Genomic DNA, 15,133 nt, shown 5'->3' on the forward strand with positions numbered 1-15,133 from the left:
CTGTCCCCCTGTCCCCAAATCCCCCTAACGCACAGCCGTAGGTTCGACTTCCAAGTTTTGGAACATGGGGGTGCTGAGGTAGCGTTCACCAAAGGAAGGCTGAATCATGACGATTAAGCGATCGGCGTTTTCTGGGCGTTTAGCGACCTGAATTGCTGCGTATAAAGCAGCACCGGAGGAGATACCAGATAACAATCCTTCTTCTTTTGCCAAACGACGCCCATAAGCGATCGCTTGATCGTCAGTGACTTTAATCACTTCGTCAATCAGTTCGGTACGGAGAATAGTTGGGACAAATCCGGCACCAATGCCTTGAATTTTATGCGGACCTGGTTCACCACCAGAGAGGACGGGGCTATTGCTGGGTTCAACAGCGATCGCCTGAAAACTAGGCTTGCGTTGTTTAATTACTTCCGCAATTCCAGTAATTGTCCCGCCGGTACCTACCCCAGCGATGAGAATATCCACTTCCCCGTCTGTATCTTCCCAAATTTCTTCGGCGGTAGTTTTGCGGTGAATTTCCGGATTTGCTGGGTTGCGAAACTGTTGCAGCATAAAAGCGTTGGGAGTTTTAGCGACAATTTCCTCCGCTTTGCGAATTGCCCCTCGCATTCCCTCTGCCCCTGGAGTTAACTCCACATGTGCACCATAAGCGCGTAGCATAGCGCGTCTTTCTAAACTCATGGTTTCTGGCATCGTTAAAATCAAACTGTAGCCACGCGCTGCCGCTACCATTGCGAGCGCAATCCCCGTATTTCCTGAGGTTGGCTCGACTAAAATAGTTTTTCCTGGAGTAATCCAGCCTGTTGTTTCTGCTTGCTGCACCATGCTGATGCCGATGCGGTCTTTGACTGAAGCCGCTGGGTTCATTCCTTCCAGCTTCACTACAATTCTGGCTACACATCCTTCAGCTTGGGGGATCTTATTCAGAGCAACTAAAGGAGTCCGTCCAATAAGTTCTGTTACGTCTTTGGCTATCCGCACGAATTAACTCCTACAATTCTAAACTTAGTAAAGTGTCACATATTTTATTTTCTTACAGTTAGTTGTATATATGTGTGTCACGATTTAAATTTACTAATTTATTTCTTTGAATGAGTTGTTGATGTAAGTTGCACTCATTGAGCGCAAGTGTATGTATAAACATATATAAATTATATACTCTAACTTACCCATAACACTTAAAATATTTGAGCAGAGTGGTTAGAGTGGGCAAGGGTTGAGTGAGAATCGGGCTGTTGAGTTGTGTGATGCGAGTGGGAATTGTTCGCTTTCGCTTTAACAACTCTGGCTTACTAACAAAGCATTTTATAAATCAATGGAAGTTATTTCTGTAGTGTTTAGATGATTTTTTAATTTCTCTAGATAAGAGACAGAAATATTTAATGCAACCTTAATGTTTTATTGATTCACTTTAAGTTAATTGCGTGTATATTTACCAAATAATATGATTTGCTTTGAGTACAAACTTTCAGAAGCAGAAATTAGCTCAAAAACAGTCTTTTATCAAAGCCTGGATGGGTTTGATGTTGAGTACAAAAATGCTAGAACCCCCAGAACGTAAATACTAGTACCCCGACCCAAAAATACTAGTACCCATACCCCAAGAAATTTTTTGAAGTCTTATCATATAAGAATTGCAGGCTTTGAGTACAAATCTAATTAATTTAATAATCTTAATCCACACAGATAAATAGTTGTGTGCAGAGACGACTGATATAAAACTTATAGGATTTACGCAGAGATTCCCCTCTACCCCCCGACATTCTGATGGTGCAAACCTAAAGAACGAGGGGGGACTTCTTAACCCCCTGTAGATAAGGGAAAGATATGCGTCACTCCTGTCATCCGTTTTTCCTGACTTCGGATATTTATATTTTGCACGCTTCTGCCAGACTTTTATTTGCTAAAGCTTAGTGCTTGTATAAACCGTAAAAAATATTTGCTCACTGGGTAGATACTGCCTTGCAACGAAGAGTCAACCTGAAGGCTGAAGTATGAAGTATGAAGTATAAAATTAACCCAACCATACTCAAGTCTGAAGCATGAAGGATAAAACATGAATGATATTTAGCGTTGCATATTTTCGCTTGGGATTTTGTCATATATGTCAAAAAATGAACGTATTGTAGAGACGTGACGATGGAACGTCTCTACGATTCATCCTACCGTTATGCAATGGCTGATATTTTGTCCCTCATATTTATAAAGCTTGTCCTAACTTCATCTTTTACACTTCATACTTCTTTAGTCAAGATGAGAGCCAGAATTGTAAATATTATCACAGTTTGTTTAGTAACTTTAGCAGTGCTTTCTCCAGGAGTAGTAGTATTTGGCATAATTTGGGGACGACATATCGAATTATTAGAAATAAAGAATTCAACTTATGCAGTTAATCAAATTGGTACAGATACTATTGACGAAGCACTGCAAAAAAGCTTATCAACGACTAAGCAGGAAGATACAAAACCCAATCCTGTCCAAGAAATACTAACTACTGTTGAGCAATATAAATTTGCCACTTTGTTGGAATGGTTTTTCTTGTTTTTCCCTATTTGTATTGGCTTGGCAATTCTTTTCTACGATAGGTATCTTGTATATAGGGCTGCGGTTTTGCAAGAACAGATAGAAATGTTAGAAAGACTTTGGCAGCAAAGCATCGAGCAATAAATAATTTAAAATCAACAAAAGTAACCATGACAGAACAAACCCAAGAACAACGCCAAAACCTGTATTTTAATTTAATTGATAAGCTACTTAAGTGTCCTAACGGTCAGGAACCCGAAGTTTTAGAGCAAGAGCCAGAATTAATTGATAGTGGCTTGGTACAGACAATGATGCAAGTAGGAACTATGTTTGCTCACGAAGGAAATCAAGATGGTGCCGAGTTTTTGTTTTTTGTTGCGCGTGAGCTAGCGAAGGAATTAGGATTGTATCCTGAAGTTTCAAATAAGGAGTAGAAATGCTATTGACCTCAATAGATGCCGGACAAATCGCGTTAGAGTTTCTAATGGCTGATTGGAACATTTCTGAACCAAATAGTGAGTGGTTTACAATTTTTAACTCTCGTTTGATTGGTGAGTGTTGGTACATTGTAGAACTTGGCATTGCCGGATTTCCTGATAGGTGGTTTATTCAAGTTTACGACAATGGAGAGTGTGACCCAAACTATACATTTATCTCTCCTATGCGTGGTTCAGATGGATATGTTGACCTCATGGATTTACCACAATTGGTTGCAGAGGTTTTGGTGTCAGAGCGTAATGCTCGATAATCACAATTAATGATTGTTATGAGTTAAAACTTGGAATCATAAATTTGTCAGCAATTCTGATGTTTTGCCAAAACAATCAATTTAAATTATTTAACTGCCTTGGCTGAATTAGCGCTACATGTGATGATTTTTCCAGTTCGAGGCAAGTTGAAAAAAGTTTGGGTGCTATATCAAATTAATAGGAGGTGTGCTTTTCGCATACCTCCTATTGTTTAATTGTAATTATAAAAGATTAATAAAAAATGGGTTTATTGTCAACCAAAGCTGACAGAAAATGTGTTATATTAACATATGTGATGAGCGCTACGAAAATAAGTTTTGTAATGATTACTGAAGATATCCTAGCCAAAGAATTCATCAGAGTCGTGGAAGATTATTACCCACAATTAGGGGAATTATTACACGGCTGTTATGTGAAAGTCATCACCTGTTATTGGGGACGACCTCCTAAACGCTTGCAATACATCGGGATTTATTGCTCTGCGGAAATATTGACTTATGTGCAAGCTAAAAAAGATGTACTTAGAGAAGTAGCAGACAACATGGGGTTAGTTCAGGTGGTGTTTCTGAATGCCTCACGACTGCTACGCGATCCGATGTCAAAACTAAAGCAGGCACATCCACGCTTGTGGTTAGATTTGCATTGGGTCGCAACTTAGAAATAATAGCGATCGCCATGAAAATCGGACTGTTTTGTAATTATGAAAATCCCTACCAGGATGCCCATCGTGCCATCTTCGAGCAAGTCGCGCTGGTGAAACATGCCGAATACCTCGGCTTTGACCAAGCCTGGGTGAGCGAACATCATTTCAATGAATTGAATATCAGTTCATCAATGTTAGTCTTGCTGGCGCACCTAGCAGGCGTTACTTCCACAATTCGATTAGGAACTGGAGCGGTGTTGCTGGCGTTTCATAACCCCATTCGAGTAGCGGAAGATATTGCTACATTGGATAATTTATGTAGTGGTCGGTTAATATTTGGAATTGCCAAAGGTGGACCGTTTCCGCAACAAAACAAGCATTTTGCTACAGCAACGAGTGAATCTCGTCCGAGAATGTTAGAAGCGATCGCGATGATTCAGCAGTTGTTATATGAAAGGGATGTCACCTTTAACGGGCAATATTATCAATGTGCAAAGTTGACAATTTACCCGAAACCATTGCAACCGAAAATACCCGTGTTTGTGGCAACTGGTGATGATGACGGGGTAGCCTTTGCCGCAAAACATTCCTTCGGTTTGATGGGGGGACCGCCGTTTTCACTGAATAGATTGAAGAATACTGTTGCCAAATATCGTGCCTTAAATTCCAGCGGTGCTGAAAATCTCATGCTGGCACGCTTCTTTTTTGCTGCTAAGACATACGATGAAGCAGTGAATGAAGCGATGCCTTTTATCCGCAAATACAGCCTGAAAATGAAAGCCAATTCTGCCCAACTTATGCAAGGCAGTCTCAATCAAAAAGTCAAATCATTTGACCGCGACAACATTTGTTTTGATGAAGACTATTTGATTGAGAATTCGATTATTGGTGATGTGGCTACTTGTCGCGACAAAATCAAAAAATTTCAGGATGAATTAAATATAGGCACGCTGGCACTCAAACCCTCGTCTTTTGACTTGCAAAAAAACCTTGAGAGTTTGACTCGCTATAACCAGGAGGTGCAAAATTATGTGTAAACCACCCTCACTACCTGCGGATGATTTACCGCCAACAGAGGTAACAAAACTTGATAGAATGCTGCATCAAGAGCTAGAACAATCTACTGGCAGATGCTTTTATCAAGCGTGCGATCGCATTACCCGCACATTACTCTCTAACTGTCATTGGTATATCACCACAAATGCCGATAGCCTGACCTTGGTAATTGACAGTCCTGACATCGTATCTTACTGGCATATAGTCAGCAACATTCCTCAATTTGGCAATCGACTTGAGCGATTTTCTAGTAATGCTAACATCCGCGTTTATCCCCCATTTGGCAAAGGGGGTGCGTTTGAAATTAGCGTCAACGAAATATCAGCTTATCGAGATTGGCTTTGAGACAACGCTGTTATATTATGTCCCAATACGCTTGGTGTTAAGCCCGATCGGACGAGCGTAGAGACGCGAAATTTCGCGTCTCTACAGGTCTAAAATCAGTACTAAAAATCCTTAACACCAAGCGTATTGTATTATGTCCGGCAAATTATATTACATATATTGCAATACCGTTCAGTTAAGCCTGAAATCCTCTGTAGAGACGCGAAATTTCGCGTCTCTACATGCCGAAATCAATACCAAAAATCCTTAACTGAACCGTATTGACATATATTGTAGAGACGTTCCGGCGGAACGTCTCTACGATGTTGCCGTGTTTTTATTACTATTAATAAGCGCGGATACTATATTAGCTAATAGTTTTTTGCGCTAACCACTCATACCAATTCTCCAATCCCATTCCTGTCTGGGCTGAAAGTTGAAAAACTTGAATTTGCGGATTGACTTGCTTGGCATATTCTATGCAGCGTTGCACATCGAACTTGACATAAGGCAGCAAATCAATTTTTGTCAAAATCATTATCTCACTAGCGCGAAACATATAGGGGTATTTTATCGGTTTATCTTCTCCCTCTGTCACCGATAAAATTACAACTTTTGCCTGTTCTCCCAAATCAAATAAAGCCGGACAAACAAGATTGCCAACATTTTCAATCATCACTATCGAATCCAAAGGTGGATTGAGTTGTTGCAAACCTTTTTCTACCATTGCTGCATCTAAATGACAGCCACTACCCGTATTTACTTGAACAACTTTACAGCCTGTCTCTTTGATTTTTTCGGCATCATTAGTAGTTTCTTGATCGCCTTCAATCACACTAAGAGACAACTGCTTTTTTAAATCATTGATTGTCCGAGTTAAGAGAGTTGTTTTTCCCGAACCCGGAGAACTGACTAAATTTAATGCCAGAATATTTCTACCTTTAAACCAGCCGCGATTTTGGGCAGCTATCAAATTATTTTTTCCTAAAATTTCATGTTCTAATGATATAGTTCTGCCATGTATTTTGGCATGAATTTGAGATACTTCATTAATATCGTGACTGTGGGAATGGGTAACTACCTTGCCATCAGGTAACACATGAGTATGATGGTGATGGGTTTCACTTTGAGGCTGAATTGTCATTACTGTACCCGTTTGCAAATTAGAAACTTTAGCTTCAGCATCATCAGAACAGCCGCAAGTTACACACATACTTCCTCTATCTCAATTTCTTTTATTTTTAATTCTTCGCCAGCTATTAAATCTAGTTTAAGGCTGCCACAAGTACAGACACCAAAGGGCTTTTCTAGAGGAATTTCTGCACCACATTGACGACATCTTGCTAAACCGGGAATTTGCAATATTTCTAATATTGCCCCTTCTAAAACCGTGTTTTGAGAACAAATATCAAAACAAAAAGATACGGCATCAGGCATAATAGCTGAAAGCTTGCCAATTTCTAATAAGACTCGTCGTACTTTTGCACCATTGGCGTATTCAGCTACAATTGCTACAACATTTTGAGTAATTCCTATTTCGTGCATAAAACTCAGGCGATCGCTATTTTTTTAAATCAGATGTAGGGTGTGTTAACGCAGTGTAACGCACCAGAAAAATTAGGTACGTTACTATACATTAAGCTTGTATAATTAATCAAAAAATTACTTAATTCACAAACAAACTAACTTTTCATTACTTATCTTTCACAAATCCTATCAATAGCCTTTTGATGAAAAAGTCCGATTGACTACAAATATCTATATAAAAACTTAATAAATTCTCTGAAATCATCATCATAACTTAACAAATGCGTGGTAATTGATCGCCAACAAGCATATCAACAATGCGTTCAGCACCGAAAATAGTGTTTAACAATACAATACCCGGAGGTGAGGAAATAACTTCACCGATAATACAAGCATCTTTTCCGGCTGGGTGAGACTTCATAGCTGATAAAACGGTGTCAGCATTATCACCTTTCACCACTACAACTAACTTACCTTCATTCGCCAAATACAACGGATCTAAACCTAAAATTTCGCAGACACCTTTTACTTCTTCACGCACTGGGATAGACTTTTCATACATGCGAATTCCTACATTTGAACTGATAGCAAATTCATTTAATACTGTAGCCAAACCGCCGCGTGTTGCATCCCGCATTGCATGAACTCCGGGACAAACATTGAGGATAGTTTCAACTAAATCATGCAATGGCTGACAGTCACTTTCAATATCAGTATCTAATGCCAATTCACCACGAGCAATTAAAATAGCCGCGCCATGATTGCCCAATTCACCATTAATAATTATCGCATCTCCCGGTTGAATATTATGTGCGGAAATAGCAACTCCCGCTGGAATTACGCCAATACCAGCAGTATTAATAAACAACTTATCTACGGCACCGCGCTGCACAACTTTGGTGTCACCTGTCACAATTTGGATGCCAGTTTTTTGCGCGGCTATTTTCATATTTGTAGCGACGCGTCGCAATGTTTCTACAGGTAATCCTTCTTCTAAAATAACACTACAACTAAGATATAAAGGTTTAGCACCACTCACTGCTAAATCATTTACAGTGCCATAAATTGCTAATTCTCCGATATCACCGCCGGGAAAAAATAAAGGGTCTACAACATAAGAATCGGTGGTGAAAGCGAGTCTGTCTCCGTGTTGTGTGAAACTTGCTAAATTAAAGGTTGCTTGGTCTTCTAATTCGGAGAGAATTGGATTATCAAAATTACTTATAAATATATCATTAATTAAATCGCGCATTGCTTTACCACCGCTACCATGCGCGAGAGTAATATGAGTATCTCGCAATTTACCTCGGCGAGGGACTTTTTGAAATAGGGGATTTTGGGCTGAGTTATTGGGGGAAAGTTTCATATTCAAATATTATTAAGTTTGTAGTAAGCGCTTCAGCGCTGAAGCGCTTACTACGATAAAATTAAGATGTAAACAAGTTGAGTGTATCAGTGAGTTTAACTAATTCGCGCTTTTTTCAATAGAATGACCCTTAGCAATTTGAACTTTGATAAATGGCATATAAGCTCCTTTTTATCGAGAATTACCGCAAGCAGGGAGAGGTTCTTGAGATATTGTTATCTGTGATATTTCCGGTATATTTTTCTTAGCAACTTTAGAAAGGCGACCATATTTGTAATAAGCTGCACATGCACCTTCAGAAGAAACCATGCAAGTTCCAATCGGTGTTTCTGGGGTGCAAGCTGTACCAAATACTTTACATTCCCAAGGCTTCAATACTCCTTTGAGAATTTCCCCACATTTACAAGCTTTATGGTCAGCAACTTTGAGATTAGGAATGGTAAATTTAAGTTCGGCGTCAAATTGAGCATACTTTGTCCTAATTTTTAAGCCAGAATTAGGAATTTCACCCAATCCGCGCCAATCAAAGTTTTCTCGTACTGTAAAAACTTCGTTGATAGCTTCTATCGCAACAATATTTCCTTGTGTTTCTACAATTCGATTATATTGATTTTCGACTTCACAACGATTTTCAACTAGTTGCTGTAATAGCATCCAAATTGATTGAAAAATATCTAAAGGTTCAAATCCAGAAATAACAATTGGTTTATGATACTGTTGAGAAATAAATTGATAAGGGTCTGTGCCAATTACCATACTGACATGACCCGGACCGATAAATCCATCAAGTTGTAAATCGCGATTATCTAACAGTGCTTTGAGAGCGGGAATCACGAGGACGTGATTAGAAAACATGCTGAAGTTATGAATTTTTGCAGATGCTGCTTGCAAGATGGTAAAAGCAGTGCTGGGGGCAGTTGTTTCAAACCCAAGGGCAAAGAAGACGATTTCTTTGTCGGGGTTTTCTCTAGCGATTTGCAGGCTATCTAGGGGAGAGTAAACCATGCGAATATCTGCACCTTGTGCCCTGGCTTGCAGTAAGGTGGTTGTGGAACCGGGAACCCGCATGGCATCACCAAAGGTGGTGAAAATGACGTTGGGATTTTGGGAGATAGCGATCGCATCATCTAATCTTCCCTTTGGCATCACACACACCGGACAACCAGGACCGTGAATTAATTCTATTGTGTCCGGCAAAATTTCTTCAATGCCATACTTAAAAATAGAATGGGTATGACCACCGCATACTTCCATTAATTTGATAGGCTTTCCTAATATTTGACATAATTTTTCAATTTCGTGGAGTAATGCTTCAGCTTTTTGTGGTTCGCGAAATTCATCAACGTATTTCATATTAACTTTTAATTTACTCGTAGTAAGCGCTTCAGCGCTTATATTAACCCATAGCTTCTGCTAACTCTTCCAATAACTTTAATGTTTCCGCCGCTTCTTTTTCATTAATTCGATTCATAGCAAAGCCAACATGAACCAACACCCAATCTCCAACACAAGATTCGGCGGGATGCTGTTCGTTAACTATGCAAGCAATATTAACTTGACGCTTTACACCACCTACACTAACAATAGCTAATTTTTGATTAATGTCTGTTATTTCTGTTATTTGACCGGGAATTCCTAAACACATTTTTATTGTCCTTGTAAAGAGAAACGAACCGCAGAGGCACAGAGAACACAGAGAAAGAAAAGAAAGAGTATTTAGAATATTGCAATTTATGGATTTATTAATTTAGCGGCTGCAATAACAGCTTGTCCTAGTGATAAACCGCCATCGTTTGAGGGTATTAAACTGTGAGTTAGTACTTTTATTTCTAATGCTTCTAAGCGTTTAGTTACTTGCTGTAATAAAATACTATTTTGAAAAACTCCTCCGGTGAGAATGACTTGATTTATTACATTTTCTGTACGGAGATGTTTAACCATTTCTACAATGGCGTTAGCTAAACTTTTGTGAAATTTAGCAGCTATGACGGGTTGAGAAATCTGCTGTTGCAAGTCGTGGAGTAAGGCTTGCCACATTGGGCGCGGGTCTATACAATAAATACTATCTAAAATGTCAAGTTTAAAAGGATATATTTGGGTTTCTTCATGATTATTTAAGCTATGGATATCGACTAAGGCTTCCATTGCGATCGCTGCTTGTCCTTCATAGCTACATTCTTCGCGACAAATACCGATAGCAGCAGCAACTGCATCAAATAAACGCCCGACTGATGAAGCTTGGGGAGAGTTTATCTGTTTCTCGATTAGCTGATTGAGAAGTTTCAGCGGTTTGTTCTCGAGAAAATTTAATATTTCTAACTCACCGTATTTTTGTTTTAAATTATCCCAAGTATCGGTTGATATTAAGTGTGCATAGGTGTTACGCCAAGGCTGATAAATTGCTTGTGTACCTCCAATCATTGCCACTGGTTTAAATGTTGCTAGTCGCTTAAATTGGCGATAATCTGCTAACATAAATTCTCCGCCCCAGAGTGTACCATCTTCGCCATAACCCAGTCCGTCTAAAGCGATTCCTAAAACAGGGTTACTATCTAGAGGAATATTATTTTCTGCCATGCAAGCGGCAATATGAGCGTGATGATGCTGGATGTTATAAACTTTTATTTGATTAGCGTTTGCTAGTTCTTTACCTAGTTTTGTTGAAAGATATTCAGGATGTAAATCTAGAGATATTACTTCTGGTTTATGCTCAAATAGATTTAAATATAAATTTAGCGTATCTTGATAAGCGTTAAAAGCAGCAGCATTTTCTAAATCACCTAAATGTTGAGAAAGAATTGCTTGTCCATCTCGTAATAAACAAAAGGTATTTTTTAACTCACTACCCATTGCTAATATATGAGGAACGTTGTTAAATCCAGGTGGTAAATTAATCGGTGTTGGCGCATATCCTCTAGCGCGGCGAATTGTTTGCACTTTATCACTAACTACCCGCACTATAGAATCATCTACCCGGTTAACAATCTCGCGATTATGTAGGAGAAAATAATCTGCAATTTTCCCTAACTTTTGCCGCGCTTCTTCATTATCAATACATTGCGGTTCATCAGAAATATTACCACTTGTTAAAACAATCGGACGATTCATCCGTTTTAGAATTAGATGATGCAAAGGCGTATAAGGTAGCATAAAACCGAGGGTATTTTGCCCAGGTGCGACGGAATGTGCTATTTCGCATTCTCCCCTTATCCCCCTATTTCCTAGTCCCCAGCCCCTAGTCCCTAGTCCCTTCTTTCGCATTAAAACAATCGGTGCTGCGGGACTTTTTAATAATTCTTTTTCCTTGGTGTTGGGAGTGCAATATTCTTCAATTACCGTTATATCTCGCGCCATTAAAGCAAAGGGTTTATGGTAACGTTTTTTGCGATCGCGCAATTTTTGCACTGCTGTTTCCTGCGTAGCATCGCAAGCAAGATGAATACCACCTAACCCCTTAATTGCTACAATCTCGCCTTTTTGCAACAAGGTACAAACAGCATCAATATCATCCAGCATCGAGAACATGAAGGCAGTAATCGGCTTACCATCTGCACGTTCTAAAGTCACTTGGGGACCGCATATATGGCAAGCAATAGGTTGAGCGTGAAATCGACGGTTTTCGACATCGTTGTATTCCTTCGCACATTCTGAACACATGGAAAAAGCAGCCATGCTAGTATTATTTCGGTCATAAGGAATAGCATGAATAATACTTAAGCGAGGACCGCAATGAGTACAGTTAGTAAAGGGGTAACGATACCAACGGCTAAGGGGATTAAAAATGTCTTCTTGACATTGCGGACAACTAGCAGCATCAGCGGCAATTTCTGTTTTTATCGCATTACTAACACTCGTAGAAATAACAAAATCATTAAAAGTAAATTCACCTTGATAAGGAGTTCGAGTCAGTTGACTAATTCTTGCTAAAGGAGGACATTCTTGCTTTAATTTTTGAACAAATTCTGTTAGAGATTCATCACTACCAGATACCCGAATTAACACACCTTGACCGTCATTCAAAACTTCCCCGCGTAACCCACAACCTCTCGCCAAACGATACACAGTAGGTCGAAATCCTACCCCCTGAACAGTTCCATAAACCCTGATTTCCTCAATAGACATAAATATTTTTCTTCTTTGCGCCTCTGCGACTTTGCGTGAGATAATATCTATACTTCCATTTTCCAAATTAAAATTCTATTATTTCCCGAATCAGCTATTATCGCAGTATTGCCACATACTTTTATTCCATAACACCAATTCAAACTATCTCTCTTTGGCAATGCAAAATCGCGATTTTCACCTTTACTTTGAAAATCTATTTGTCCAGCCAACGCATCCGCAACAGCACCTTGCAAAGATATAATTGATTCTGGCTTTTTCCATCCCAACAAACGAGAATTAGCAGTATCCGCAACTAACAACCAATCACCACTAGCCGTCACACCATAAGGCATACTTAAACTACTAGCGCTAGGAAAATAAACACCCTGATTTATTTCGACTAAATCAAAGCTTTTTTGTCCTAACACCACCGCACAAGGAGTATTATTTTCTGTTGGGATTCCTTGCCAAATCATCACACGGTTATTACCGGCGTCAGTGACAACTAAATTGTCTCCCCAAATGGTGATATCATGACACCAACGCATACTTGATGCTGAAGGACCAGCACCACCATTTTCGTTGCGCGATCGCATGTCTGGTTGTCCCAACACTAAATCCGCTGGTTGACCATTTTCTTGCGGTAATTCATTCCAAATTAAAACTCGACGATTTCCCGTATCAGCAACAAACAACCTCCCTTGATAATAGCAAACACCATAACACCAATTTAAAGTATTTGCTGCCGCTTCTTGCTTTCCCCGATTCGGTTCGTTGTCAATAAAATTAGCTTGACCTAACACCAAATCTGCCGGAACATTATTATCTTCCGGCACTTTTTTCCAAATTAAAACGCGATGATTCCAAGCATCTGCGACTGCTAAACCTTCCCCACAAGCACAAATCCCAGTTGGGACACTTAAAGTTGCCCTTCCTGGTGTACCTTTAGCATTTTGTCCCTCATGATTAAAGTCAGGTTGTCCAATTACCCAATCCGCAGGTTGATTGTCTGTAGTGGGTAAATTTCGCCATCCTAATAAGCGATGATGACCCGTATCTGACACCCATAAAGAACCAGTTTCGGATAGTAAACATGCACCACGCGGTGCAAACATTTCTCTTGCACTAGGTACTAAAGGTATTACTAATGTTTCTGATTCAATACTATTACCTAAAATTACTTCCGCACCATGAAACGACAGAGGCAATCTTTGGGCAATTTCTGTTGCTTCTGGCTTTAATTTTGATGTGGGAGTAATTTTAATTGGGCTATGCATCAATTTTATATTTTCAATAGTAGTTGCACAAAAACTTTATCACCCTTAATCTTTACAGGATACGAATGTAGAGAAACATCAGGTGCTGTTAAACATTCTCCTGTATCTAACCTGTACTGAAATCCATGAGATGGACAGGTGATAATACCATTTTCAACTGTACCCTCATCTAAAGGAGAAGCTAAGTGACTACAAGCATTTTTGTAACAGCTTATGTTAACACCTTGACGATGTAAAATCAGCGAATAACCTGCAAAATTAACTGCTAAAACAGCAGATTCAGGAACTTGATCAACAGTTGTTAGCTTAACCCAAGGAGGATTTCTCTTTTGATAAAATGGACTGGTTAAACCATTAGCACTATGAACAATAGGTTTCTTATCGACAGCGATAACTTTGGTAATTTCTGGACAATATTTTTTAATTGCTTGTTCAATTCCTTGAGATAAAGTCAAAGTTGAAGACGGACAATGACTGCAAGTTCCGATGAATCTGACTTCAACGGTATCTGGTAATTTAATTGCTATTAATTCCACATCACCGTTATGACTTTTTAAGCTAGGACGAACTTCATCAATGGCTGTTTGAACGCGCTGTGATAAAGGCGGTTTTGGCGGTTTTACGAGTTCGTGATACAGCAGTACTCCGTATACTACTTCATCATCTACTGCATCACGTAAAGCTGAAATTGATTCTTCTTTTTTTAAACTTTTAATCAACCGCATTAAAGCTACTTTATGTAAAGCTTCAATCGCTCTTTGTAGCCCCACTACTACACAGCGCTGGCTTTCATCCCACTCAGCTACAATTGCCTCAAAGCGGTTTATTTCTTGAATTAATTCCTCAAGTTTTGTCATTATTTATTGGATAGTGGTTAGTAGGAGTGTGGACAATACGGTTCGGTTAACGTATGTAGAGACTAGCAAGTGCAACGTCTCTACAAGGGTTTTGGGTTCACAAATATTCTTAACCGAACCGTATTGGGAGTGTGGATGGTGGATAGTGGTTAGTGGTTAAAAAATTACCAAGAACTACTATAAACAACTAACAAATAACAACCAACAATTAACAGATCACTTCATTTTAAAATCTTTGAGTAAAAATGGCATGATTGCACCAGTCAATAAGCTAGATACTATGATTGGTAGCCATAAGGGAACGTTGATTTGTGCAATTGATACCAACAAGAACAAACCTATGACAGTACCTATTGTAGTTTGCCGAATAAAATACACTGGATCGCGTATCAGCTTTCCTTTAAGAAATAATTTAACAGAAAACCAGCCCATCTCAAACATAATTACTCCTAGGAATTATTCAATAAATTTAGAATAAGTAGCCCTAAAAATATGGCTGGAATCACACCAGCAGGTCCCAATAATCCACCAGTCATCGCGGCTAATTCATAACCTAAATCTTTACCTGCTAAAAGTATGCCGCCAATGGCACCACCAACTATAGATAAGCCTGCTGCTATTGCTAGCCATACTAATGATGTAATCAGATTAATGTCACCAGACAGCAAGCTTGTAATTAAATCATTTGAGAAAATATCTTTCAT

Annotated in this window: 17 protein-coding genes; 6 read left to right on the forward strand and 11 right to left on the reverse strand. The window is 39.2% G+C overall.

The features are described from left to right. Window positions 1–24: 24 nt before the first annotated feature. Window positions 25–984: a cysteine synthase A gene (gene cysK, locus OGM63_RS28755; protein WP_263749161.1), complete on the reverse strand. Its 960-nt coding sequence runs from the start codon at window positions 982–984 to the stop codon at window positions 25–27. Between the two features lie 1,158 nt (window positions 985–2,142). On the opposite strand from cysK, the gene OGM63_RS28760 reads away from it, so the two are divergent. From OGM63_RS28760 to OGM63_RS28785, 6 genes are all read left to right on the forward strand, one after another. Beyond that, on the forward strand, window positions 2,143–2,670 hold the full coding sequence (locus tag OGM63_RS28760; protein WP_263749162.1) for a hypothetical protein: 528 nt from the start codon (window positions 2,143–2,145) through the stop codon (window positions 2,668–2,670). Window positions 2,671–2,696: 26 nt separating this feature from the next. Then, complete coding sequence (locus tag OGM63_RS28765; protein WP_263749164.1) at window positions 2,697–2,960, forward strand: hypothetical protein; 264 nt, start codon at window positions 2,697–2,699, stop codon at window positions 2,958–2,960. 2 nt (window positions 2,961–2,962) lie between these two features. After that, on the forward strand, window positions 2,963–3,274 hold the full coding sequence (locus tag OGM63_RS28770) for a hypothetical protein (protein ID WP_263749165.1): 312 nt from the start codon (window positions 2,963–2,965) through the stop codon (window positions 3,272–3,274). Between the two features lie 323 nt (window positions 3,275–3,597). Next, entirely contained in the window at window positions 3,598–3,933 is a 336-nt protein-coding gene (locus OGM63_RS28775; protein ID WP_263749166.1) for a hypothetical protein, read from the forward strand. Continuing rightward, entirely contained in the window at window positions 3,903–4,955 is a 1,053-nt protein-coding gene (locus OGM63_RS28780; protein WP_263749167.1) for an LLM class flavin-dependent oxidoreductase, read from the forward strand. The genes OGM63_RS28775 and OGM63_RS28780 overlap by 31 nt, the downstream gene beginning before the upstream one ends. After that, the gene (locus OGM63_RS28785) at window positions 4,948–5,319 is read left to right on the forward strand and encodes a hypothetical protein (protein WP_263749168.1); all 372 of its coding nucleotides are present in this window, start codon (window positions 4,948–4,950) and stop codon (window positions 5,317–5,319) included. Before OGM63_RS28780 ends, OGM63_RS28785 begins: the two co-directional genes overlap by 8 nt. A 346-nt stretch (window positions 5,320–5,665) precedes the next feature. On the opposite strand, the gene hypB is transcribed toward OGM63_RS28785, so the two are convergent. The 10 genes from hypB to OGM63_RS28835 all read right to left on the reverse strand — a co-directional run bounded on the left by hypB (window position 5,666) and on the right by OGM63_RS28835 (window position 15,133). After that, window positions 5,666–6,511, reverse strand: coding sequence for a hydrogenase nickel incorporation protein HypB (gene hypB, locus OGM63_RS28790; RefSeq protein ID WP_263749169.1), 846 nt, complete (start codon window positions 6,509–6,511; stop codon window positions 5,666–5,668). After that, entirely contained in the window at window positions 6,502–6,843 is a 342-nt protein-coding gene (locus OGM63_RS28795; RefSeq protein WP_263749170.1) for a hydrogenase maturation nickel metallochaperone HypA/HybF, read from the reverse strand. Before OGM63_RS28795 ends, hypB begins: the two co-directional genes overlap by 10 nt. Before the next feature lie 256 nt (window positions 6,844–7,099). Continuing rightward, on the reverse strand, window positions 7,100–8,191 hold the full coding sequence (gene hypE, locus OGM63_RS28800; protein WP_263749171.1) for a hydrogenase expression/formation protein HypE: 1,092 nt from the start codon (window positions 8,189–8,191) through the stop codon (window positions 7,100–7,102). A gap of 171 nt (window positions 8,192–8,362) precedes the next feature. Continuing rightward, window positions 8,363–9,544, reverse strand: a complete 1,182-nt coding sequence (gene hypD, locus OGM63_RS28805) for a hydrogenase formation protein HypD (protein ID WP_263749172.1) — start codon at window positions 9,542–9,544, stop codon at window positions 8,363–8,365. A 43-nt stretch (window positions 9,545–9,587) separates the two neighbouring features. Continuing rightward, complete coding sequence (locus OGM63_RS28810; RefSeq protein WP_263749173.1) at window positions 9,588–9,836, reverse strand: HypC/HybG/HupF family hydrogenase formation chaperone; 249 nt, start codon at window positions 9,834–9,836, stop codon at window positions 9,588–9,590. Window positions 9,837–9,922: 86 nt separating this feature from the next. Continuing rightward, window positions 9,923–12,313, reverse strand: a complete 2,391-nt coding sequence (hypF, locus tag OGM63_RS28815) for a carbamoyltransferase HypF (protein ID WP_263749174.1) — start codon at window positions 12,311–12,313, stop codon at window positions 9,923–9,925. A 47-nt stretch (window positions 12,314–12,360) separates the two neighbouring features. Next, a complete protein-coding gene (locus OGM63_RS28820; protein ID WP_263749175.1) occupies window positions 12,361–13,572 on the reverse strand; it encodes an NHL repeat-containing protein in 1,212 nt (403 codons plus the stop codon). 5 nt (window positions 13,573–13,577) lie between these two features. Continuing rightward, the gene (locus OGM63_RS28825; protein ID WP_263749176.1) at window positions 13,578–14,429 is read right to left on the reverse strand and encodes a NifU family protein; all 852 of its coding nucleotides are present in this window, start codon (window positions 14,427–14,429) and stop codon (window positions 13,578–13,580) included. A gap of 216 nt (window positions 14,430–14,645) precedes the next feature. Next, window positions 14,646–14,870 (reverse strand): hypothetical protein, encoded by a 225-nt coding sequence (locus tag OGM63_RS28830; protein WP_263749178.1) that lies wholly within the window; start codon window positions 14,868–14,870, stop codon window positions 14,646–14,648. A gap of 8 nt (window positions 14,871–14,878) precedes the next feature. Further along, a complete protein-coding gene (locus tag OGM63_RS28835; RefSeq protein WP_263749179.1) occupies window positions 14,879–15,133 on the reverse strand; it encodes an asr0689 family protein in 255 nt (84 codons plus the stop codon).

The organism is Plectonema radiosum NIES-515 (assembly GCF_025753815.1).
GTDB classification, from domain to species: Bacteria; Cyanobacteriota; Cyanobacteriia; order Cyanobacteriales; family Nostocaceae; genus Hassallia; species Hassallia radiosum_A.

Excerpts from the sequence above, each read along its gene's own strand:
- OGM63_RS28760 (WP_263749162.1), top strand. The coding sequence starts at position 2,143 with ATGGAACGTCTCTACGATTCATCCTACCGTTATGCAATGGCTGATATT.
- OGM63_RS28765 (WP_263749164.1), top strand. The coding sequence starts at position 2,697 with ATGACAGAACAAACCCAAGAACAACGCCAAAACCTGTATTTTAATTTA.
- OGM63_RS28770 (WP_263749165.1), top strand. The coding sequence starts at position 2,963 with ATGCTATTGACCTCAATAGATGCCGGACAAATCGCGTTAGAGTTTCTA.
- OGM63_RS28775 (WP_263749166.1), top strand. The coding sequence starts at position 3,598 with ATGATTACTGAAGATATCCTAGCCAAAGAATTCATCAGAGTCGTGGAA.
- OGM63_RS28785 (WP_263749168.1), top strand. The coding sequence starts at position 4,948 with ATGTGTAAACCACCCTCACTACCTGCGGATGATTTACCGCCAACAGAG.
- hypB (WP_263749169.1), bottom strand. The coding sequence starts at position 6,511 with ATGTGTGTAACTTGCGGCTGTTCTGATGATGCTGAAGCTAAAGTTTCT.
- OGM63_RS28795 (WP_263749170.1), bottom strand. The coding sequence starts at position 6,843 with ATGCACGAAATAGGAATTACTCAAAATGTTGTAGCAATTGTAGCTGAA.
- hypE (WP_263749171.1), bottom strand. The coding sequence starts at position 8,191 with ATGAAACTTTCCCCCAATAACTCAGCCCAAAATCCCCTATTTCAAAAA.
- hypD (WP_263749172.1), bottom strand. The coding sequence starts at position 9,544 with ATGAAATACGTTGATGAATTTCGCGAACCACAAAAAGCTGAAGCATTA.
- OGM63_RS28810 (WP_263749173.1), bottom strand. The coding sequence starts at position 9,836 with ATGTGTTTAGGAATTCCCGGTCAAATAACAGAAATAACAGACATTAAT.
- hypF (WP_263749174.1), bottom strand. The coding sequence starts at position 12,313 with ATGTCTATTGAGGAAATCAGGGTTTATGGAACTGTTCAGGGGGTAGGA.
- OGM63_RS28820 (WP_263749175.1), bottom strand. The coding sequence starts at position 13,572 with ATGCATAGCCCAATTAAAATTACTCCCACATCAAAATTAAAGCCAGAA.
- OGM63_RS28825 (WP_263749176.1), bottom strand. The coding sequence starts at position 14,429 with ATGACAAAACTTGAGGAATTAATTCAAGAAATAAACCGCTTTGAGGCA.
- OGM63_RS28830 (WP_263749178.1), bottom strand. The coding sequence starts at position 14,870 with ATGTTTGAGATGGGCTGGTTTTCTGTTAAATTATTTCTTAAAGGAAAG.
- OGM63_RS28835 (WP_263749179.1), bottom strand. The coding sequence starts at position 15,133 with ATGAAAGATATTTTCTCAAATGATTTAATTACAAGCTTGCTGTCTGGT.